Below are 22191 nucleotides of genomic sequence, written 5' to 3'. Positions count from 1 at the left end.
CTGTTCGCCTCAGCTCCTAAAGAAGTTTCTTGTCTGCCAGGAAGTCGACCAGTTCCACACCGGCGTTGCCGGAGTCGGTGACAACCGTTCCGGCTTCCCGCGGCGGACGCGGGCTCGCGTCCTCGATCCTGGTCCACGATCCGGCGGCGCCGACCTGCGAGGCCTCCAGCCCGAGATCCGACAGGGACAGTGCGACGGTCTTCTTCTTCTTGGCGCCCATGATGCCCTTGAAGTTCGGGTAGCGCGCTTCCTCCCCCTGGTCGGTGACCGACACCAGGGCCGGGGTCGCGGCCTGCAGGGTCTTGGAGGTCGTGTCCGAATCGCGCCGGGCCGTGAGCACGCCGTCCTCCCCCAGTTCCAGCGAGGAGACCATCGTCAGCTGCGGCAGCGAAAGGCGTTCGGCCAGCTGCGCCGGGACCAGGGAGGTCTCGCCGTCGGTGGAGGCCATGCCGGTGATGATGACATCGAATCCGCCCAGATGGTTCACGGCCGAGGCCAGGACCAGCGAGGTGGCTGCGGCATCAGAGCCGGCCAGGGCCGGATCGTTGATGTGCACCCCGTCCGTGGCACCCATCTGCAGGGACTTCTTCACCGCGGCCGAGGCACGCTCCGGCCCCATCGTCAGCGCGGTGACGGTATGGCCGGCCTTGGCTCCTCCGCGCGCCTCCACCAACTGCAATGCCGCTTCGACCGCATATTCATCCAATTCGGACAGGATGCTCTCGGACCGGTCGATGACATGGTCGGAACCGGTCAGGTGGCGGTCGAACTGCGCGTCCGGGACGTGCTTGACCAGGACGAGCACCTTCAGGGGTGCCCCGCTTGTCACGCTCATGATTGCCTTTCACTTGACTCGTCCGGCCGTAGGCGACCGGTACCGTCGATTTCACGGGAACAACCCGCGAATTCCAGTTAATGGGTATTAACAAAGACTAACGTCACAGGGACCGTGCCGCCAGCAGGTGACACCGCGGTCCGGAGACCAGCGTAACCGGCCCCCATCGACAACTGCCGCCTGCGGCCCTTGTCGGGGCCCCAAGCGGCAGTTGGTTCGGCGTGGTTTCCGGCTAGTCGGCGGGCAGGGCGCCCACGGTGGCCTCGACCGTCTTCTCGCCGTCGCCACGGGCGAAGGTGATCTTCGCCTCGCTGCCCTTGGCGTATTCACGGATGGCTGCCGTCAACGACTGGCTATCGGAAATCTGGCGTTCTCCGACCTTGGTGATGACGTCCCCGGATTTCATCCCTGCCTTGTCGGCGGGCGAGCCCGAGGTGACCTCCTGGACTTCGGCCCCGACACTGAACTGGGTTCCCGAGTCGGCCTGCTTGGCCTTGACCGTGACCCCGAGCAGACCATGGGTGGCGCTGCCGTCCTCGATGATGTCGTTGGCGATCCGGTGGGCGTAGTCCATCGGGATGGCGAATCCGACACCGATCGAACCGCTGTCATCGCCCCCGGTGCTCCCGGAACCGCCGGCTGAGGCGATCGCGACGTTCACGCCGACGATTTCACCTTTGGTGTTCACCAGGGCCCCGCCTGAATTGCCGTGGTTGATGGCGGCATCGGTCTGGATGACATTGACGTAGATCGACCCGCTGCCCGCGCTTTGCTGCTGTTGCTTCTCCCCGGGGAATTCAAAGTTGAACTGGTTGCCTTCATCGGAGGAGTCCTTCTGTGCCGAACTATCGGGCACCGCCGAGGAGGCGACGCTGATCGTGCGGTTCAGTGTGGAGATGATCCCGTCGGTGACGGTACCGCTCAAGCCCAGAGGGGCACCGATGGCGATCGCCGAATCACCGACGTTCAGCTTCGAGGAGTCCCCGAGCTTGGCCGGCTGCAGGCCATCGGCCTCGATCTTGATCACCGCGAGATCCGACATGGGATCGGTACCGACGACGGTGGCCTGGTGGACCTGTCCGTCACTGGTGCGCACGGTGATCTTCGGATCCGAGACGGTCCCCCCGAGGGTGACCACATGCGTATTGGTCAGGATGTGGCCGTCGGTATCGAGGATGATGCCCGAACCGGAGCCTCCCTGCTTCTGACCATCGACTTCGATGGTCACGACGCTGGGCGAGGCCTTGGCGGCCGCGGCGCTGACTGCCGTGACGTTCTCCGGGTTGTTGATGACCACGGCATCGCTCTTCTGCGAGGAACTGGCCGTGGGCTGCTCGGAGCCGTCCATCAGATAGTTGGCGCCCACCGCACTGCCCCCGCCGATGAGGGCGGCGATGACCATGCCGGAAATCAGCGTGGCGGTCCCGAAACGCTTGGGTTGGCGGCGCGGGGCCGGGGAGAAGGCCGCTCCCGGAGGGAAGTGGCCGCCACCGGTCGGAGGGGGCGTCGCCCCGGGGCTGCCGCCGGCCGGGAAGGTCCCGGTCCGGGGTTCACCGGTGACGGAGCGGTACTGTTCCGTGGTCGGTTCCGCCGGGGCCTGGGGCGGGGTCTGCGGGCGAGGCGGGACCACGGGGCCGCCAGTGGACGTCCCGGATCCATCCTCCGGTTCGCCTGTCGATCCTTGGGAGAAGGTGTTCCGTTCCTCGCTCATGACGTGGTGTCCTTTCTGGGAGTTCCTTGACTCCAACTATGACAACGTGCGCTGTGTCCTGGAGAAGCTTTACCTGAGCGAAACCTGTGAGAACACGGACGGGTTCCCGTGAGCCGGCCATCGCCGCCGCGTCGCTGTGGACGGCCCCAAATCATACCAATAGACTCAAAGACGACGGTCGAAGGCCATCGTGCGCCGGGAGCAGCCTTCCGGCGTGTGCCCCCAGCGGTGCTGGCCAGCCGTCACCGACGTCGAAGGGTGATCCATGCGATCCATTTCCAGACGCGTTCCGGCGGCCGCCGGATTCGCGTTGCTGTCCATGCTGCTCTTGGCGGGACCAGCGTCCGCCGAACCGCCGGTGACGATCCCCCCGGGCCAATACGTGGTGGACGACGCCGGGGTCCTGGGTTCGGAAGCATCCCGGGTCGACCAGGCGGTCACCCAGTTGCAGGACAGCGAGGGGCTGAACCTCTACGTCATCTACGTCGACGAGTTCTCCGACCCTTCGGACATGGATGCCTGGGTCCAGGACGTGGCCCGGAAGAAGGGCCTGGGCACCACGGACAGCGTGCTGGCCATTGCCACCGACGCGCGGCAGCTTCGCTTGAAGTCCAGCGACAACGGAGAAATCGCCGCCCATGATGCGGACATCGTGACCGAGTACATCACCCCGGACCTGCGCTCGAACACGCTCACGGCCGACGACTGGGCCTCCGCGGCCGAGAATGCCGTCACCGGCATCGAAGCCGCCGCCTCCGGCGAACTCCAGGGTGCGTCCGGGAACGGCGCCTCCGCGTCCTCCGGCGGCTCGGCCGCGCCGTGGATCATCGGCGGGGTCATCGTGGTCGGCGGCGGAACCCTCTGGGTCCTGGGACGCCGGAAGAAATCCCTCCGGGAATCCCGTCGCCCCCGCTCGGCAGACACGGCACCACAGGACCCGCTGGCGTCGTTGAGCATCGAGGAGCTCCGGCACCAGGCCGGCCCACTCCTGATCGCCGCGGACGACGCCATCCGTTCCAGCGAGCAGGAATTGAATTTCGCCCTGGCCGAGTTCGGCGAGGAAGCCATCAAGCCATTCGCGGCGGATCTGGCCAAAGCCAAGGAACATCTGGGCGAATCCTTCAAACTCCAGCAGCAGCTCGACGATTCCATCCCCGATTCCGAAGCCGATCAGCGTCAGTGGCTGGGCACCATCATCCACCGGTGCGAAGCGGTCAACGACTCGCTCGAGGAGCACCGTGAGGACTTTGCCTCCCTGCGTGAGCTCGAACGCAAGCTACCCCAGGCCACCGCGTCCCTGAGGAGCCACCTGGAGGTGCTGCGCACGGATCTGCAGACGGCGAAGTCCTCGTTGACGGGGTTGGCCCAGCGGTATGCGGATTCGGCGCTGCTCCAGGTCAGGGACAACGTCGAACAGGCCGACGAACTCATTGATTTCATCGAGGACTCCCTGAAGACCGCTGCCGAGTCCTCCTCAGACTCCTCCGAGGCCGAGGCAGCCGTCGCGATCCGCGCCGGGGAGGAAGCCGTGGACCAGACCCGGGTGCTCATCGCAGCCATCGGCAAGACCGGGACCAGCCTGGGCCAGGCGAGCGAGGACGTGGAATCCCAACTGGCCGAGGCGCACCAGGACCTCACGCAGGCCCAATCGCTGGTCGATGCGGGCCAGCACCAGGAGCTGGCGGCGCCTGCTGCCGTCCTGCAGGAAACCATCGGCCGGATCGAGGAAGCCCGTCACCAGGGACGCGTGGATCCCGGCGACCTGCTGTCCCGACTGGCCCGCGCCCGGGAAGGCCTCGACGGCCCGCTGGGTGCGATCCGGGACCGCCGGGAACAAACCCGACGGGCTGCGGCTTCATTGCAGTCCGCCCTGCAGACCGCCCGGGGAAAGATCGACGGCACCGACGACTTCATCCGGGCCCGTCGCGGTGGCGTCGGCGCCACGGCCAGGACCCGGCTGGCCGAAGCCCAACGGTATTTCAACGAAGCACTCCAACTCACCGAACAAGACCCCGTCAAGGCGCTGCAAAGCGCCCAGCAGGCCGCCTCGCTCGCGGATCAGGCGGCTCGGCAGGCCGAGTCCGACGTCGATGGCTTCGGCGGCGGTTTCGGCGGCGGCCGGGGCGGCTACGGCCGCGGGAACGGCATGGGCGGAGCCATCCTCGGCGGCATCCTCATCGATTCGATCCTCCGCGGGGGCGGCGGGCGCGGCAGAGGCGGCGACGGCATGTTCGGAGGCGGCGGATTCGGTGGCTTCGGCGGCGGCGGAGGTGGAGGCGGCTTCGGCGGAGGCGGCTTCGGCGGTGGAGGCGGGGGCGGCAATTTCTGAGCCGCCGCCCGGGCTCCCAGAGGATTCCGGCGGTTCGGCCGCCGGTTGCAGGACCAGACCAGTTAAACCCCAGTGGAAGGTGACATCGTGATCAAGCAGTCAATCTTTGGGCGCATCGCCCAACTGGCCAAGGCCAACATCAACTCCATGATCGATTCGGCCGAGGACCCGCAGAAGATGTTGGACCAGATGGTGCGCGACTACACCAACAACATCGCCGAGGCGGAAACGGCGGTCGCGCAGACCATCGGCAACCTGCGCATGCTCCAACAGGACCATCAGGAAGACCAGGAGAATGCCCGCGACTGGGGCAACAAGGCCCTCGCCGCATCGCGGAAGGCCGATGAGTTCCGGGCCGCCGGCAAGGACGAGAACGCCAAGAAGTTCGACAATCTGGCCAAGGTCGCCATCCAGCGTCAGATGCAGTCCGAGGACGAAGCCAAATCCGTCGAGCCGACTATCGCCTCGCAGGAGGAGATCGTCGAGAAGCTCAAAAGCGGCTTGAACGCCATGAACACCAAACGTCAGGAATTGGTGGCCAAACGGGATTCGCTCGTCGCACGGGCCAAGTCCACGCAGGCGCAGTCCCAGGTCCAGGATGCCCTGAAGAGCATCGACATCATGGACCCCAACAGCGAGGTCTCGCGTTTCGAGGAGAAGGTCAGGCGCGAGGAAGCCCGCGTCCAGGGCGCCGCAGAGCTTTCGGCCTCCAGCCTCGACGCCCAGTTCGAGTCCCTCGAGGACCTCGGCGAGCAGACCGAGGTGGAGGCCCGCCTGGCGGCCCTGAAGGCCGGAGGCAGCCCGACGCCCGAGCTGGGCTAGGGACCACGAAGCCCGGCACCTCCCGCTCCACCCGGTGGTCCGTGACCGGTCGGTCACGGACGACCGGGGACACGAAAAGAACCCCGATCCGGCGTCATGCCGAATCGGGGTTCTTCATCTCGTTGCGGGGGCAAGATTTGAACTTGCGACCTCCGGGTTATGAGCCCGGCGAGCTACCGAACTGCTCCACCCCGCGCTGCGAGATATGACTCTACACGAAAGTGGATACCGCCCAAAATCGAGGTGTCCGATCCCCTATTCCTGGGCGATCATCCGGCCGATGATCAGGCGCATGATCTCGTTACTCCCCTCGAGGATCTGGTGAACCCGCAAGTCACGGGCGATTTTCTCCAAACCATATTCACTCAGGTATCCGTATCCGCCATGGAGCTGGATGGCGGCGTTAGCGGTTTCGAAACCGGCATCGGTGGCCACGCGCTTGGCCATGGCACAGAGTTTCAGCGCGTCGTCGGCACCTTCATCCAGGGCCGCCGCGGCCCGCCACAACAGGGTCCTGGCCGTGAAGATCTTCGTTTCCATGTCGGCCAGTTCGAATAGCAGCGCCTGCTGTTTGATCAGCGGTCCGCCGAAGGCCTGCCGTTCCTTGAGGTAGGCGACGGACTTCTCCAACGCGGCCTGTCCCCCGCCCAAGGAGCAGGCGCCGATGTTCAGCCGGCCCCCGTTCAGGCCCTTCATCGCAATGCCGAATCCGTCGCCCTCCTCGCCGAGGCGATTGGCCACCGGGACCCGGACGTTGTTGAAGATGACCTGGCGGGTGGGTTGGGCATTCCAGCCCATCTTCTTCTCCAGGCCGCCGAACCCCAGCCCTTCGGTCCCTGCGGGGACCACGATCGCCGAGATCCCCCGGCTACCGGTATCCGCAGTGCGGGCCATCACCAGGTAGTAGGTCGAGGCCCCGGCACCGGAAATGAACTGCTTGACTCCGTTCAGGACGTACTCGTCCCCCTCACGCACGGCCCGGGTGGTCAGGGCCGCGGCGTCGGAGCCCGCTCCGGGCTCGGTGAGGCAGTAGCTGCCCAGCTCCTCCATGGTCGCCATCCCGGGGATCCACGCGGCCCGCTGCTCGGCGGTGCCGAACCGGTCGATCATCCACGCCACCATGTTGTGGATGGAGATGTAGGCGGAGATCGTCGGGCAGGCCCGGGCCAGTTCCTCGAAGATCAGCACCGCATCACTGCGGGTCAGTCCCGAGCCGCCGTACTCTTCGTCGGCATAGATGGCCCCCATGCCCAGGTCTCCGGCCTGACGCAGCACGTCGACCGGGAAATGGTGTTCCTGGTCCCAGGTGTCGGCGAACGGGGCGATCTGCTCCGTCGCGAAATCGCGCACCATGTCGACCATGGCCTGTTGCTCGTCGTTGAGCTCGAACATGTGTGTCCTTTCGGCCCGGGGGCCAGATGGGGACGTCCGGCACTTTCGACCGGACGGGTGGTCAGCGGCTCACTTTGCCCATCAGTGAGGCAATCGGGCCGACGAAGATGGGTCGTGCCAGCAATGCCGCACCGACGATGACGACCAATGAGATGGCGAAGAAGATGAATCCGAGCCAGCCTCCGTCGTCCCGCGCGGCGAACATGTGGTTCAGGTTGCGCAAGGCCCCGGTGCTGAGCACCAGGGTCACGTGCACGACCACGAAGAGCACGAAGTAGAGCATGACTGGGAAGTGCAACGCGCGGGCCGCTTCGATCGGGTAGAGGCGGTTGAGCCTCTTCGCCTTCGTCGGCCATATCGAGGACATCCGCAGACCGGTGATGATGGCCAACGGGGCCGCCACGAAGACGGTCAGGAAGTAGGTCAGCAGTTGCAGGCTGTTGTAGTTCACCCAGCCGTCATCCAGCGGCCAGTTCAGCGACACGTATTGCAGGCCGGCCGAAACGGCATTGGGGATGATGTCCCAACTGGTCGGGACGATGCGCCGCCATTGGCCGGTGGAGAAGAGCAGGACGATGAAGATGGTCCCGTTCAGGACCCACAACACGTCGAGGCTCAGGTGCATCCAGAGGTCAAGGCTGATGCGCTTGGGCGCCTTCTTGGTCTTGATCAGCCCCTTGTTGTTGCGCACCCAGTGGGCTGCGGGCCGTTGCGTGGTCCGCACCCTCCACCCGGTGAGCACCAGCAGGACGATGAAGAAGGCGTTGAGGAAGTGCTGCCACCCCAACCATGCCGGCAGCCCTACCGGGGCCACGGCGGGCAGCGGAACCTGCCCGGGGTAGGTGGTCATGAATTCCGAGACCGGTGCGGTGCCGGTCAACCACCTGGCACCCAGGACGACCAGCGCCAGGATGACGACGGCACCTCCTGCATAGATGCCGAAGCGTCCCCAACGGCTTCCGGTCACAGCAGATGGTGTGCGGGTTTGCTGATTCACCAATTGTTCCTCTCGGCGCGGTTTGCTGGACTCGATGATACTAGGTCTTGCAACCATTTAGTAGGAGGTCAAAGCTTTTTTCGAGTTTCCGGGCACACAAAAGGTCCCGGCCGATGTTTCCATCGACCGGGACCTTTTCTCCGTTGCGGGGGCAAGATTTGAACTTGCGACCTCCGGGTTATGAGCCCGGCGAGCTACCGAACTGCTCCACCCCGCGGCGTGCTTAAAGCATCCCATCTTCGGGCCCCAACCTCAAATCGAAAGGCGGTGGTGTCACGCAGATCACTACGTGGCACCACCGCCTTCGACGGGGACGGGTCATCGATGGCCGGACTACCGGCCCACCGAGGCCCGCCCTGTGCGGCTAGCTGTACTCGGCCGGGAGGTTGGTGACGGTCCCGGGCTCTTGACGTAGCGAAGACCTCCGGGTGCGGTGGGTGATGTCTAAGTCGCCAACCGTCCGGAGGTCTTCATGTCCCACCGTAATGCCCGGCTGAACTTGCGTGGCCGGCAATTGCTCGTAGAGCGGGTCTGTGTCCAGGGGTGGGCAGTCGCGCATGCTGCGCGAGCCCAGGGTGTGTCTCGTCAGTGCGCGCACCGATGGATCAATCGGTTCCGTAGTGAGGGTTCTGCGGGCCTTCTCGATCGGTCCTCGCGCCCGCACCACAGTCCACGCCAGACCTCGGTCGAGGTTGAGGAAAGAATCGTGGCGCTGCGCCACGAGCAACGACACGGCCAGGACTGGATCGGCGCTGACCTCAACATCCCAGCTCGCACAGTCTCGCGGGTGCTGCGCCGCCACGCGGTCCCCTATCTACGCGAGTGTGACCCGTTGACCGGTGAGGTGATCCGGGCCTCGAAGACCACAGCGGTGCGCTACGAACGCGACCGGCCCGGTGAGCTGGTCCATGTCGATGTGAAGAAGATCGGCAAGATCCCTGACGGCGGTGGGTGGAAAGCCCATGGCCGCCAGATGGGGTCAACCGCGGCGAAGAAGAAGGCCCGGATCGGCTATGACTACGTGCACTCGATGGTCGACGACCACTCCCGGTTGGCGTACTCCGAGATCCTCGGTGACGAAAAGGGCACCACCTGTGCGGGGTTCTTGCGACGTGCAGCGGTGTTCTTTGATGTCCATGGCATCGCCCAGATCGAGCGGGTGATCACCGACAACCACTGGTCGTACCGCCGCTCAGAAGACTTCGCTACCGCCATCAGCGATCTGGGCGCGAAGCACAAGTTCATCAAACCGCACTGCCCATGGCAGAACGGCAAGGTCGAGCGGTTCAACCGAACCCTGGCCACCGAATGGGCCTACCGCCAGGTGTTCACCACCAACGCCGACCGTAGCGCTGCCCTTGCCCCATGGCTCGAGGTCTACAACACTGTCCGACGCCACACCGCACTCGGAGGCAAACCCCCGACCAGCCGCCTGTCACCAACCTGATGGCCGAGTACAGCTAGCCCTTCGAATCCTTGGCCGGAGCCGACCCGTCCTGACCCGGGATCGGGTTGTCCGAGGACTTCTCCTTATCGGTTTCGACCGGCTCACCGGAGATCTTCCCTTCGAGCTCCAGTGCCTTGTCCAGTGCGTCGCCGAGCTTCTTCTGCTCGTTGCCGTACGTGGCGAAGTCACCATCGGACAGGGCCTTCTGGCCAGCCTTGATGGCCGAGTTGGCGTCCGCCAGCGCTTCCTTGAGCTGCTGCTGCTCGTTCGCCGGAGCCTCTTCAGCACCTGCTCCGCCCTCGTCGTCGTCGTGCTTCTTGCTCCCGTCGCCCTCACTCGTCTCGGCACCCGAGGAACCTTCGAAAAGCTGGTCCAGGGATTCGGACAAGGTATCGGCGAAGCCGACCTTGTCGCCGAAGGAGGTCAGCACCTTGCGCAACGTCGGGTAGGACGTCTCGCCGGTGGACTGGACGTATACCGGCTGCACGTACAGCACGCCACCGCCGACCGGCAGCGAGAGCAGGTTGCCGTTGATGACCTTCGAGGCACCGGAACGCAGCAGGTTCAACTGGGTCGACACCGTGGTGTTGGAGTCGAAGTTCTGCTGTGCCTGGCCCGGCCCGGGGACCACGGTGGAACGCGGCAGTTCGAGCAACCGCAGCGTGCCGTAGCCATCGGACTTCTTCCCCTTCTTGTCCCCGGCGTCGGCCTCGGCCGAGAGGAAGCCATAGAGCACGTTGCGCTGCTGGCTTCCGGCGCTGGTCTTGGGGATGAACGTGCTGGTGAGGGAGAACGTCTCCTTCTTCTGGTCCGGCATGCGCAGCGAGAGGTAGTACGGCGGCTGCGGTACCGGGTTGTCCGGTGTGGTCGGGTCGTTGGGGACCGACCAGGCGTCGTTGGACTCGTAGAAGTCGTCGGGATCGGTCACGTGGTAGTCGCCGAGCAGGGTCCGCTGGACCTTGAACAGGTCCTCCGGGTACCTCACGTGGCTCATCAGGTCCCCGGAGATCTCCGAAATCGGCTTCACCGTGGTGGGGAAGACCTTCTGCCAGGCCTTCAGCAGCGGCTCGTCGGGCTCCCAGGCATACAGGTCGACCGAACCGTCATAGGCATCGACGGTGGCCTTGACGGAGTTGCGGATGTAGTTCACCTTGCCCGAGAGCGTCGCGGTCCGGTTCTCACCGGTCAGCGAATCGCGCACGGCGGTGTCGAGCTGCTGCTCGGTGGAGTACGGGAAGGAACTGTTGGTCGTATAGGCGTCCACGATCCACTTCACGCGGCCGTCGACGATGGCCGGGTAGGTATTCGAGTCGGTCGTCAGATACGGGGCGACCTTCTGCACCCGGTCCTTCGGGGACCGGTCGTAGAGGATCTGCGATTCGTTGTTGATGGCGTCCGAAAGCAGCAGGTCCGTGGAGCTGAACTTCAGCGAGTAGACCAGTCGGTTGAACAAATTGCCCACGATGGGCCCGCCGTCTCCTTCGAACGTGGTCTTGGCGTCGCCCTCTCCGGACTGGTCCGAGGGGTGGTCCAGTTCGCGGGCGGTCCAGTCGTCGGGGCCACCGACCACCGAGTATTCCGGAGAGAATTCACCGAAGTAGATCCGGGGCTCGTAGGTGGAATCGTCGGCCAGCACGCCGGTGGTCGGGATCCCGGAGAGCATGAAGTCGGGGCGCCCACCGGCCGCGACCTTGGCGCCGTAGGCGGCCACGGCACCGTAGCCGTGGGTGTAGGTCACGTGCTGGTTGACCCAGCTGTCGGTCGGATCGACGTTGACCTCGCGGACGGCGATGACCGTATCCTCCGTCTTGCCGTCCACCTCATAGCGGTCGACGTTCAGGGTCGGGGCGAATTTGTAGTACGTACGGAACTGCTGGAGCTGGGCAAAGGCATCGGAGACCAGATCGGGGTCCAGCAGGCGGATGTTCGTCGTGGTGGCCTTGTCCTTGGACAGGGCGTTCTTGGCCGTGTCGATGGTGGCATCGTAGTTGCTCGACTCCACGTCGGAGAGGCCGTAGGCCTGACGGGTCATCTCGATGTTCTTCTTGATGTAGGGCTGTTCGAGCGTCTTCTCGGAGGGGACGACCTGGAATTGCTGCACCAGCATCGGGTAGACCCCGCCGGCGACCAGGGCGGTCACCACGAGCATGGCCGTGCCGATCAGCGGCAGCTTCCACCGGCCCATGATGGCGCCGACCACGAACAACACGGCCACCAGGACCGCGGCGACGACCAGGATCGTCTTGGTGGGGATGACGGCATGCACATCGGTGTACAGCGCGCCGGCGACGCGTCCGCCCTGGTCCTCCAGCGTGGAGTAGCGGTCAAGCCAGAAATTGGCGCCCTGGAGCAGCAGGAACAAGGCGGCGGCGATGGAGACATGCAGCCGGGCCGAGCGGGAGATGGTGACTCCACCGCGTTCCTGGATGCGGATGCCCCCATAGAGGTAGTGGGTCAGCAGCCCGGCAATGCCGGCGATCAACACGACGCTGATCAGGAAGCCGACGAGCAGCCCGTAGAAGGGCAGCGAGTTCATGTAGAAGGAGAGGTCCAGGTTGAACTGGGGGTCCACTTCCCCGTAGGGAACCCGGTTGATGTACAACAACACGGTCTGCCACTGGGAGGCCAGGGCGGTGGCGGCGAAGGCGCCGATCACCAGCGGGATCCCCCACATCAGCAGGCGGCGGATCGGCTCCAGCTGGGCCTGGTAGCGGGAGATGTTGTCCTGCATCTGCATGTCAGGGGCGTACACCGGACGGGTTTTGAAAGCGATCTGCAGACTGGCCCGGATGGCTGCGGCCATGATCAGGAAGGCCACCACGAAAATGGCCACCTTGGTGAGCAGTTCGGTCCAGAACACCTGCCCGTAGCCGACCTGGTTGTACCAGAGGACGTCGGCGTAGATATTCGCGAAGAAGATGAACGCGGCCACCAGGATGCCGATGGCCACGATGGTGGGCACCAGCGGCGATGGCTTCTTATTGGTGGGCGCGGGGCGTTGCTGGCCGCCGCCTTCGTCATCGCCGGAACCCTGGGGTCGTCGGCCGAACGGGTTGTCAGGACCAAAACTCACTTATTGAACCTCATCGTTGGTACGAGCTACCGCGCACCCACAGTAGGCAGGAGCACACTCGCCCATTCTGCCTTGAGTCAGGTCAACTCGCTAACCCCCCGGGGGGTGTTGCGTGGGTTTCACAGCAGAAACATTCACGAACCACAGGTCGACAGGGTCTCCGGGTCGGCTCCAGAGGCGATGGATTCCACCGACTGGCGCGCCTGTTCGAGGGTGGAGACCTTGACGACGGTCAGCCCGTCCGGCACGCGTCCGTCGATATCGCCACAGTTGCCGGCGGGGGCCAGGAAGTAATCCGCGCCTCCGCCCCTGGCACCTACCAGCTTCTGGGCGATGCCTCCGATGCGGCCCACCTTCCCGTCTGCGTCGATGGTCCCCGTTCCGGCGATGTTGTTGCCTCCGGTGAGATCCTCGGGGGTGAGCGTATCGATGATTCCCAGGGCGAACATCATCCCGGCGCTGGGCCCGCCGATATCGGACAGGGTGAACTTCACATCAAAGGGGAAGGTGTACCGGGTGCCCAGGTAGACGCCGAGTTGGTGTTTCCCGTCGTCGGAGACCGTGGTCTTCGCGGTGAGCTTTTTTTCCTGGCCGGCCCGTTCGATCTCCAACCGGGGTTTCCCCTCGGAGGAATCCTGCAGCGCGGACCGGAGCATGTCCAGATCGGTGATGGGGCGGCCGTCGATCCGCCGCAGGACGTCGTCGGTCTGCAGCAGGCCCTTATTCGTGGTGTTGGCCAGCCCGGCCACCGTGAGTTCCTGTTCGTAGTCGATCCCCAGGTCCCCCAGGGCCGCGGCTACCGAGCTCTGCTGGGAATCGTCCATCTCGGCGGCGTTGTTGTCACTGATCTGCTCGCTGGTGGCGGTGCGCGGGTACAGCGCTTCCTCCGGATAGACGTCCTCGCTCGGATCCGCCCAGGCCTGGAGCACCCTGAAGAAGGAGGTCTTCCCCTGCGCCCCGCCCAGGACGTAGACGGTCGTCAGGTCCAGGGAACCACTAGTGGGGTAGGTCTTGTGTCCGGAGACCTCGATGAGTTGTTTGCCGTGTTCCTTGCCCAACGTGTTGACGGCCGGACCCGGGGCCTCCACGACATAGGGAGTGGGCAGGGCCAGCGCCACGAACGCGAGCACGACGGCCAGGCAGGTCGCCGTGATCAGCCGCCGCTGGCTCCGGCGCGGGCGGACGGGGGGCGGTTCGTTTTCCGGCGCCGGCTCGTGGGTGGCGCGCTCCTGGGGGTCCTGCGGCTGGGTCACCGTGGTTGTCTTTCCTTCCGGCTTTTCGCCGACCCGCAGGCCGGTGCGCATTAGATCCCCCCAAGGCTACAAGGTAAGTCCTTGTTTTCGCTGTGCCGACAGCGAACCTGCCGTTTCATCCCTCGTGGCCGTCCACGGTCCGGGGGTACCGTGGGTGCATGGCTGAGAACCCCCCGAACAACCGCCCAGACGGCTCTGACGACCCGGATGATTCCGGCAGCAACGACCCCTTTTCGGAGATGCTCTCCAACCTTTTCGGTGGCCAGCTTCCTCCGGGCATGGACCCCGCCGATCTGCAGAAGCAGTTCGGTGCCATGGGCATGCCCTCGGATCCGGCCGCCATGCAGGCGATGATGGCCCAGATGCAGGCCATGATGGGTGCCATGTCCTCCGGCGACGGAAGCCCCGTGAATTGGAAGCTGGCCCAGGACACCGCCCGCCAGGCAGCCTCCGGGGACGACCCCAGCGTGACCACGGCGCGGGCCGCAGCCATCACCGAAGCGGGTCGACTGGCCGATCTGTGGCTCGATCAGGCCACCACCTTCGAGGCCTCGGCCTCGGGTTTCTCCTCCTATTCGCGGGCCCAGTGGGTCGAGAAGACCCTGCCACGGTGGAAGAAACTCACCGAACCCGTGGCGATCAGCGTTTCGCAGGCGATCAGTACCGCCATGCGCGATCAGGTCCCCGAGGAAATGAAGTCCATGCTCGGCTCCGCCCAGGGCATGTTCCAGAACCTCGGCGGCGCCATGTTCGGCATGCAGCTGGGTACGGCCGTCGGCGGCCTGGCCAAGGACGTGCTCGGATCCACTGATATCGGGATTCCGCTCACCACGGATGCGCCGGCCCTGGTGCCCACCAACGTGGCGGCCTTCGGCGAGGGTCTGGACATCCCCGAACAAGAGGTCATGCTCTTTGCCGCGTTGCGCGAATCAGCCCACGCCCGACTCTTCCAGCGGGTCCCCTGGTTGCAGGCCCATGTGCTAGGAGCCATCGAGGATTACGCCCGCGGAATCCACATCGACATGTCCAGGGTCGAGGAAGCCATCCGCGACATCGACCCGTCCAATCCCGAATCCATCCAAGGGGCCGTGACGGAGGGGCTCTTCATGCCCCAGCGCACCGGGGCCCAGGAGGCGGCACTGGCCAAGCTCGAAACGGCATTGGCCTTGATCGAAGGCTGGGTCGATGAGGTCGTGGCCGAGGCGGCAGCCAATCTGCCCTCCGCACCCGCCCTGCGTGAGACGGTCCGGCGGCGCCGGGCCACCGGCGGGCCCGCCGAGCAGGCCTTCGCCTCCCTGGTTGGCCTCGAATTGCGTCCACGTCGGCTGCGCGATGCCGCCACGCTGTGGTCGATCCTCAAGGATGAGCGTGGAATGGAAGGTCGGGACGCCGTCTGGCAGCATCCGGATCTGATGCCGGCCGCCGAGGATCTCGACGATCCCGAGGGATTCTCCTCGCGGCGGGCCCTGGCTGAAGCCTCGGCTGGCGAGATGGATGAGGCCCTGAACCGGTTGCTCGACGGCGGCTACGACGAACCCGAGCAGACGCCCGGGGCCTCCGATGAAGATCATTCCTCCGACGACGGGGACCCCGACTCCCCCGAGGATGGGTCGGACCCCGGGCAGGGCCCCGAGACGCCCCGCTGACCTTCAGCCCGTGCTATCCCCCCGCCTCACACCCAGCCGGGTGTGAGGACTGAAACGGCCGGTGTCGTCCCTGCGGACGCCACCGGCCGTTTCAGTCGGTCCAATCATCGGACGGCTCCTCATCCCACCCTCCGGCCCCGTCGGCTCCTTCACGATCTCCGGGGCCGCTACCGGCCCGGGGAGGCCCCCGATGGGTCCCCTCCGTTTCCTGCTCCTGCGCCATGCCGAAACTGACGCCCCAGAGGTAGGCCTTGGCCTCGTCAAGCCGTTCGAAGCGGGCTTCGAGGGCCTTGAACTGGGGGCCGTGACCGTCCTCGGCGATGAGATGGGCGAGTTCATGGACGAGGATGTAGTCCTGCACCCAGGACGGCATCTGCTGCAACCGATGGTTCAGCCGTATCGCCCCCGAGCCGGTGGAGGTCGACCCCCATCTGGTGTTCTGGTTGGTCACCCATTTCACCGACAACGGTTCGGCCCGTGACTGCAGGTACTTCCGGTTCAGGCGCTGGGCCCGCTGCATCAGTTCCGTATCCGCGTTTTCGCCGAACTTCCCCAGGGCCTTCGCCCGCCGGGCCAGGATGTCAGGGACCATCCGGTCGACCCAGTCGTTTTCCTGCCGCAGGCTCAGGGTGGCCGGGATGGAAATCACCGCGGCCCCGTCCTTCCAGACACCGGAGACCGTGCGGCGCCGCCGGGCCGAACGCAGCACGCGCACATTCACCCCGTCGGCGGTGACCAGTTCGCGTTCGGTCGGTCGCTGGACCATGGTGGTTCCTCGTTTCTCGTCGTCGTATGCCGCGGTGGCCACTCGCCCACCAGAAGCTGTGGAAACCCGGATTCCAGCGCACCGGACCTGTCAGGATATCCCCACCGGAACCCTTCCGGCAGAATCGCTGGAGGCGAACATGCGCATCATCCCCGGACTTCAGATCGTCAGCGTAACCGAGACCTCACTTCGGATTGGAGCCCCAGGCGACGGACTGTGGATGACCGGGCTGACCCCCGTCGACCAGCAGTACATCCACTGGCTGGCCACCGAGGACGGAAGTACCGTCGAGCCACCGCCGCACGGCTCGCTCAGCCCCGATCCGGGCCCGCGCCGGCGCCGCGAACTCCTCGACTTGCTGGCTCCGGTCCTGGAGGATTCCTACCGGCTGCCCGGCGCCCTGGGGGCCAGTCTGGTCCCTGACGTCAATGCATATTCGGTGGCCTATACGGCACCGGCCGGGGAACTGGTCCGGCAACGGTCCCGCTCCGCCGCCCGGATCCACGGCCTGGGCCGCTGCGGTCAGACCATCGCCTCGTTGCTGGCAGCCAGCGGGATCGGTGGGCTCTACCTGAACGACGAGCATCCGGTCCTCGCCGGTGACATCGGCATCGGTCCGTTGCGGATGGCCGATCTGGGTAAATCGCGCACCGTCGCCCTGGCCCACCGGCTGGGCCAGCAATGGCCCCGTACCCGGCTCTCCGGATGGGCTCCGGGCCCCGATTCCTCCGGGGTGGGAGCCCGGATCACGGTGGTGACCGCTTGCGACGCCCTGCCCGAATCATGGGCCGCCCATCTGGCGGGGACCCGCATGCCCCACCTGCCGGTGGTGTTCGGTCCGGCCTGGGCACGCGTCGGACCGCTGGTCATCCCCGGGCTGACGACCTGTCTGGATTGCGCCCAACCACCTGTCGGGGCCCCGATGGCGGGCCCCCGGGCCGCAGGGACGCCCCGACCGGGGAGTTCGACCGCCGAGTTGGCGCTCTCCTGCACCGCCGCCGGGCTGGCTGCCGTACAGATCCTGATGTTGCTGGACGGGGTCAATGTCCCCTCCACCGCCGACGCCATGCTGACCATCGATCTGGCGACCGGTGGCGTGCAGCGGGTCCCGGTCCAGCCGCGTTCCGACTGCACCTGCATGGTTCCCGCCGCCTGACCGGTGGTCTCAGGCCGGGGCGGACCCCGTGCCCAGGATGTCCAGGACGTCCTGGCCGTAGCGTTCCAGCTTGGCCGACCCGACCCCGGATACCTTGGACAGTGCCGAGGGATCGGAGGGCATGGCTTCGGCAATGGCCATCAGCGTTGCGTCGGTGAACACGACGAAGGCGGGCACCTCGGCCTCCTTGGAGGTCTTCAACCTCCATTCGCGCAGGGCCTCGTACACCGCCTCGTCGTAGCTCGAGGGGCAGTCGAGGCACCGACCGAGTTTGCGCTCGGCAGGGCTGCCCAACAAGGTTCCACAGACCCGGCAGGTCGGCGGGGTGGCCGCCTTGCGTCGTTTAGAACCGCCGCCCGCGGGCCGGGCCGCGGCCCGGGAGGAGGAGGCCGGACGCAGCCCGTCCAAAAAACGCGAGGGCCGTCGACTGGCCCGCCCTCCCGGGGTCCGCGCCGTGGACCAGGTCAGCGACAACTGCTTCCTGGCCCGGGTGATGCCCACATAGAGCAACCGGCGCTCCTCGTCATAGTCGCCCTGGTCCTCGGCGAAGGAGATCGGCATCAGCCCCTCGCTGAGCCCGACCAGGAACACGGCATCCCACTCCAGCCCCTTGGCCGAGTGCAACGACGCCAGGGTGACCCCCTGGACAGTCGGCGCGTGTTGGGTGGTCGCCCGTTCATCAAGTTCGGCCACGAACTCCAACAAGGTGAATGGTGTTTCGCGGTCGGCCCGGGCTGCGGAGAGCTCGTCGGCGAGCGCGACCAGCGCGGAGAGCGATTCCCAGCGTTCACGCACTGCCCCGCCACTGGTGGGAGCCTGCGGGGAATAACCCAGCGAAGCCAGCACATCACGGCAGAGCTGGGGTACGGCGTCGTCCGCCGGCTGACGCGAGGCGGCACGCAGGGCCAGTACCGCGTCACGGACCTCCCTACGTTGGAAGAAACGCTCCCCGCCCCGCAGCTGGTAGCCGATCCCCGCCCCCGAGAGGGCTTGTTCGTAGGCCTCGGACTGTCCATTCGTCCGGAACAGCACGGCGATCTGCGCCGGTTCCACGCCGTCCTGGATCAATGTGCCGATGGTGCGGGCCACATGGGCGGCCTCCGCCTCGTCGTCGCTGCATTCGGTGAACGCCGGTTCGGGGCCCGGCTCTCGTTGGGCGAGCAGTTCCAGCGGCGTCGCCCACTGCACGTCGCGGCCGGCGACCCCATGTTCGAGGCGGCGGGAGGCCAGCAGACTGTTGGCCAGGTTCACGACCTGGGGGGTGGAGCGGTAGTCGCGGACCAGGCGGACCACCGGGGCCTGCGGATACTCGAGGGTGAAGTCGAGCAGATGGGAGGGGGTGGCCCCGGTGAAGGAGTAGATGGTCTGGCTGGCATCGCCGACCACGCACAGTTCGTCCCGCCCACCGAGCCAGAGCTTGAGCAACCGCTGTTGCAGCGGTGAGACGTCCTGGTACTCGTCGACGACGAAATGCCGGTACTGCTCCCGCACCGAGGCAGCCACCCGGGGGTCCTCGTCCAGGATCCCCACGGTCAACAGCAGCACGTCCTCGAAGTCGATCACATGGCGATCGGATTTCACGTCCTCATAGGACTGGAAGAGCCGGGCCACGGTACGCGGGTCCAAGCCGGCGGCCTCGGCCCGTCCCGAGGCCGCCGCGACGTACCCCTCGGGGGTGTGCATCGAGACCTTGGCCCATTCGATTTCGGCGGCCATGTCGCGGATGGAGGCCCGGTCGGTGGAGATGCGTAGCCGGCGGGCTGCTTCAGCCACGAGCTGGGCCTTATGCCCCACGATCGACGGCAGCTGCCCGCCGATGGCCTGCGGCCAGAAGTATTGCAGTTGGCGCAAGGCCGCGGCGTGGAAGGTCCGGGCCTGGACGCCGCCGGCTTCGAGGTCACGCAGCCGGGTGCGCATCTCGCTGGCGGCCCTGGAGGTGAAGGTCACGGCCAGGACCTGGTTGGGCTTGTACACCGAGGTGTGCACGCCGTAGGCGATGCGGTGGGTGATGGCACGGGTCTTGCCGGTTCCGGCCCCGGCCAGGACGCAGAGCGGCCCGTTGAGCGTGGTCGCCACGCTGCGCTGCTCCTCGTCAAGGCCGCCAAGGATGCGCTCTTCCAATGTGGTCATGCGTTTAGTTCTCCATCCGGCGCGGTTCGGGCAGCGGCCCACCGTACCAATGTTCGATGAGGGCACTGGAGATCGAGACGCCCGAAGGGACGCCGATGGTGCCGTCGGTGACCTCCCTGGCCAGTTCCTCCCGGGTGAACCAGCGCAGGTCGATGATCTCTTCGCCGTCGGGGGCGACCGTCGCGGTCTCGGCCCTCGCCGTGAATCCGAGCATGAGTGAGCACGGGAACGGCCAGGGTTGTGAACCGGCGTACCGGATCGAGTGGACCCGGACGTCGGCCTCCTCCCCGATCTCGCGTTCCACGGCTTCCTCCAGGGACTCCCCCGGTTCCACGAATCCAGCCAGGGTCGAATACCGCCGGCCGCCCCATTGGGCGTTCGCCCCCAGCAGGAGCCGGTCCTCGGCGTCGGTGATGGCGACGATGACCGCCGGATCGGTCCGGGGAAAATGTTGTGAACCATCCTGCGGGCAGATCCTGACCCAGCCGCTGTGCACGACGTCGGTCGGTGTTCCGCAGCGCGGGCAATGGGTGTGGCTGGCATGCCAGTTGGCGATGGCCACCGCCTCGACGAACAGCCCGGCATCGCGGGCACCCAGTCCGGCGGCGACATCGCGCAGCCCCAACCAGTCGGCATCGACGGGAGCCTGCGCTGGGGCCTTGTCGAGGTCGGCCAGCACGATCTCCCGCCCGTCCGAACGCCCCAGGTACACCCAACGGCAGTCCTCCGGCAGGCCCTCGGTTCCCACGAGGGCCAATTCACCGTCGCGGACCGGGGTCCGGCCGTTGACCAGGAGGAGGGCCTTGGTCCCTCCGTCCTCCAGCAAGGAATCGAGCCAGCCTTCTTCCTGCCGGCGTTCACACCCCCGGTCCACTTCGGTCCGGGCCAATGGAAGTCGCCCCAGGAGCGGGAGATCGGGAGCGGCCTCGGCAACGGGATCGTGGGAAGAAGTCATGGTCCTACCGTACTGAGGTTGGCCCCCGGCCCGCATATCCGCAGGTCACCGCTGTGGACGCCGCTGCCCTGCCGGAAGCGGACCACGGGGTGTGCTGGATCACGAGCGCACCCATTGGTTGTGTAATAACTGTGTAGTGGCCGTCATTCAGGCGACTCGCCGTCGACGAGGCGTGGCCGCGGGGCACTTCGCGGCATACGGTTGTGTACGTGAAACGTTCTCCCATGGAACTGGCCGCCATCGCGACCGCAGCGGTGCCGGGGTTGACTCCTGCCCGCGTCGCCGGCATCGCGGATGATCCCGATGACTTCGATTCGGCGCTGGTCATCGACGCGCAGAAGAACCGCTGGAGGGTGCGTTCACCCCGTCACCAGGAATCCAGCATGCGGTTGGAGACCGAGCTCACCGCACTGCGTTCCTTCACCCCCGGCATCCGCGCCTCGTTGCCCTTCAGGCTGCCCTCCGTGGCCGGGACCGTGCGTCAGGGAAGCCTGCGCACCTTCGTCTACAACCACCTGCCCGGCCAAGTGATGGACCTCGACGAACTGGTGGCCGCCGGTGGCTCCACCGCAGCGGATATCGGCCGCATCATCGCCGCCATCCACGCGTTGCCCGAGGAACTGGTCGATCGGGCCGACCTACCGGTCTATACCGCCGAGGAATTCCGTCAACGCAAGCTCAACGAGCTCGATCAGGCCGCCATGACGGGGCGAATCCCCCCGCGGCTGCTCCGCCGTTGGGAGCACGCCTTGGAGGATGTGGCGTTGTGGCGCTTCAACCCGCGCGTGGTCCACGGGGATGTCCACGAGGACAACCTGCTGATCGAACACGGCAAGGTGGCCGCCGTGATCGGCTGGACCGATGTGCGCATCGGGGACCCGGCCGATGACTTCGCCTGGCTCGCAGCCGCCCACGAACAGTCCTTCACCGACACCGTCGTCGAGGCCTACACCGCCGCACGCGGCGAACTGGCCGACCCGCACATCATGCGCCGTGCCGCTCTGGCGGCCGAATTCGCGTTGGCCCAATGGCTTTCCCGCGGACTGGCGACCAACGATGCCGAACGCATTGCCGAAGGCGAACAGATGCTGCGCGATCTCGACGAAGACATCTCCGAGTACGGCGGCCAGCCGATCAGCATCGTGGACCCGCCCCGCATGGATATCAACGGGCAGCCGATTCCCGAGGACGACGACGAATCGAACGGGACTGATGCCCCGGACCTCGACGCTGCCCTTCAGGACCAGGAGGCCACCGATCTCCCGTCAACTCCCGCCGACGAAGGGCCCCCGGGAGTCCCTGCGCCTCCGAATGTGCCGCCGAAACCACGGGTCGCCCCCGCCTCCCCCGAGGGCCTGCCCACGGACGAAGACTCCGACGCCCCCTCCACCAGCGATCCCGCCGAGGTCTCCAACACGGACTCCGGTGATCCCGTTGCGGATCCCTCCGGCGCCGCAGAGGATGACGCTGCGCCCGTCCAGGATGAGGAGGAGCCGGCCTTCCTGCGCGATGCCGATATCGACGACGAGGACTCCCCCGCACCAACGGATGCCGGCAGCGATGCCCAGCAAACTCCGCCGTCCGACACCGTTGCCTCCGGGCTGGAGACCGATGCGATGCCGATGATCGTCATCGAGTCCTCGGAGAAGTCCGGCCCTTCCACGGATTCGAAGTAATCC

Annotated in this window: 15 protein-coding genes and 2 tRNA genes; 6 read left to right on the top strand and 11 right to left on the bottom strand. The window is 66.2% G+C overall.

The genetic code is table 11. The features are described 5' to 3' along the window. Window positions 1–16 precede the first annotated feature (16 nt). Both AC3ZI9_RS05760 and AC3ZI9_RS05755 read right to left on the bottom strand, forming a co-directional pair. Window positions 17–835 (bottom strand): electron transfer flavoprotein subunit beta/FixA family protein, encoded by an 819-nt coding sequence (locus AC3ZI9_RS05760; RefSeq protein WP_444561473.1) that lies wholly within the window; start codon window positions 833–835, stop codon window positions 17–19. A gap of 232 nt (window positions 836–1067) precedes the next feature. Further along, on the bottom strand, window positions 1068–2546 hold the full coding sequence (locus AC3ZI9_RS05755; RefSeq protein ID WP_444561472.1) for a S1C family serine protease: 1479 nt from the start codon (window positions 2544–2546) through the stop codon (window positions 1068–1070). 265 nt (window positions 2547–2811) lie between these two features. Here AC3ZI9_RS05755 and AC3ZI9_RS05750 point away from each other — a divergent pair, with 265 nt between their 5' ends. Together AC3ZI9_RS05750 and AC3ZI9_RS05745 are read left to right on the top strand one after the other, a co-directional pair. Beyond that, window positions 2812–4875 (top strand): TPM domain-containing protein, encoded by a 2064-nt coding sequence (locus tag AC3ZI9_RS05750; protein ID WP_489923953.1) that lies wholly within the window; start codon window positions 2812–2814, stop codon window positions 4873–4875. Between the two features lie 87 nt (window positions 4876–4962). Beyond that, on the top strand, window positions 4963–5697 hold the full coding sequence (locus tag AC3ZI9_RS05745) for a PspA/IM30 family protein (RefSeq protein ID WP_444554352.1): 735 nt from the start codon (window positions 4963–4965) through the stop codon (window positions 5695–5697). 122 nt (window positions 5698–5819) lie between these two features. Here AC3ZI9_RS05745 and AC3ZI9_RS05740 read toward each other — a convergent pair. From AC3ZI9_RS05740 to AC3ZI9_RS05725, 4 genes are all read right to left on the bottom strand, one after another. Beyond that, a tRNA-Met gene (locus AC3ZI9_RS05740) sits at window positions 5820–5893 on the bottom strand. A gap of 59 nt (window positions 5894–5952) precedes the next feature. After that, window positions 5953–7089: an acyl-CoA dehydrogenase family protein gene (locus tag AC3ZI9_RS05735; RefSeq protein WP_444554351.1), complete on the bottom strand. Its 1137-nt coding sequence runs from the start codon at window positions 7087–7089 to the stop codon at window positions 5953–5955. A 61-nt stretch (window positions 7090–7150) separates the two neighbouring features. Then, entirely contained in the window at window positions 7151–8086 is a 936-nt protein-coding gene (locus AC3ZI9_RS05730) for a cytochrome b/b6 domain-containing protein (protein ID WP_444554350.1), read from the bottom strand. A gap of 143 nt (window positions 8087–8229) precedes the next feature. Then, a tRNA-Met gene (locus tag AC3ZI9_RS05725) sits at window positions 8230–8303 on the bottom strand. A gap of 255 nt (window positions 8304–8558) precedes the next feature. Here AC3ZI9_RS05725 and AC3ZI9_RS05720 point away from each other — a divergent pair. After that, window positions 8559–9533 carry an IS481 family transposase gene (locus AC3ZI9_RS05720; protein WP_301497610.1) on the top strand — a complete coding sequence of 325 codons (975 nt, stop codon included), beginning with the start codon at window positions 8559–8561 and terminating at the stop codon, window positions 9531–9533. Between the two features lie 13 nt (window positions 9534–9546). Here AC3ZI9_RS05720 and AC3ZI9_RS05715 read toward each other — a convergent pair whose 3' ends face one another. Then, complete coding sequence (locus AC3ZI9_RS05715; protein WP_444554349.1) at window positions 9547–12606, bottom strand: UPF0182 family membrane protein; 3060 nt, start codon at window positions 12604–12606, stop codon at window positions 9547–9549. Window positions 12607–12740: 134 nt separating this feature from the next. Then, window positions 12741–13859 (bottom strand): YlbL family protein, encoded by a 1119-nt coding sequence (locus AC3ZI9_RS05710; protein WP_444554348.1) that lies wholly within the window; start codon window positions 13857–13859, stop codon window positions 12741–12743. Between the two features lie 158 nt (window positions 13860–14017). Between AC3ZI9_RS05710 and AC3ZI9_RS05705 the strand changes: the two genes are divergently transcribed. Then, window positions 14018–15505, top strand: coding sequence for a zinc-dependent metalloprotease (locus tag AC3ZI9_RS05705; protein WP_444554347.1), 1488 nt, complete (start codon window positions 14018–14020; stop codon window positions 15503–15505). Between the two features lie 91 nt (window positions 15506–15596). On the opposite strand, the gene AC3ZI9_RS05700 is transcribed toward AC3ZI9_RS05705, so the two are convergent. Beyond that, entirely contained in the window at window positions 15597–16313 is a 717-nt protein-coding gene (locus AC3ZI9_RS05700; protein ID WP_444561470.1) for a M48 metallopeptidase family protein, read from the bottom strand. A gap of 178 nt (window positions 16314–16491) precedes the next feature. On the opposite strand from AC3ZI9_RS05700, the gene AC3ZI9_RS05695 reads away from it, so the two are divergent. Further along, window positions 16492–17427 carry a hypothetical protein gene (locus AC3ZI9_RS05695; RefSeq protein WP_444561469.1) on the top strand — a complete coding sequence of 312 codons (936 nt, stop codon included), beginning with the start codon at window positions 16492–16494 and terminating at the stop codon, window positions 17425–17427. A gap of 9 nt (window positions 17428–17436) precedes the next feature. Here the strand turns inward: AC3ZI9_RS05695 and AC3ZI9_RS05690 are convergent, their stop codons facing one another. Together AC3ZI9_RS05690 and nudC are read right to left on the bottom strand one after the other, a co-directional pair. Further along, window positions 17437–19557 carry an ATP-dependent DNA helicase UvrD2 gene (locus tag AC3ZI9_RS05690; protein WP_444561468.1) on the bottom strand — a complete coding sequence of 707 codons (2121 nt, stop codon included), beginning with the start codon at window positions 19555–19557 and terminating at the stop codon, window positions 17437–17439. 4 nt (window positions 19558–19561) lie between these two features. After that, on the bottom strand, window positions 19562–20512 hold the full coding sequence (gene nudC, locus AC3ZI9_RS05685) for an NAD(+) diphosphatase (RefSeq protein WP_444561467.1): 951 nt from the start codon (window positions 20510–20512) through the stop codon (window positions 19562–19564). 209 nt (window positions 20513–20721) lie between these two features. Between nudC and AC3ZI9_RS05680 the strand changes: the two genes are divergently transcribed. Further along, window positions 20722–22188: a macrolide 2'-phosphotransferase gene (locus tag AC3ZI9_RS05680; RefSeq protein ID WP_444561466.1), complete on the top strand. Its 1467-nt coding sequence runs from the start codon at window positions 20722–20724 to the stop codon at window positions 22186–22188. Window positions 22189–22191: the final 3 nt, after the last annotated feature.

This window comes from Arthrobacter sp. AOP36-F1-5 (assembly GCF_058137995.1).
This window is presented reverse-complemented; position numbering and strand designations above follow the sequence as displayed.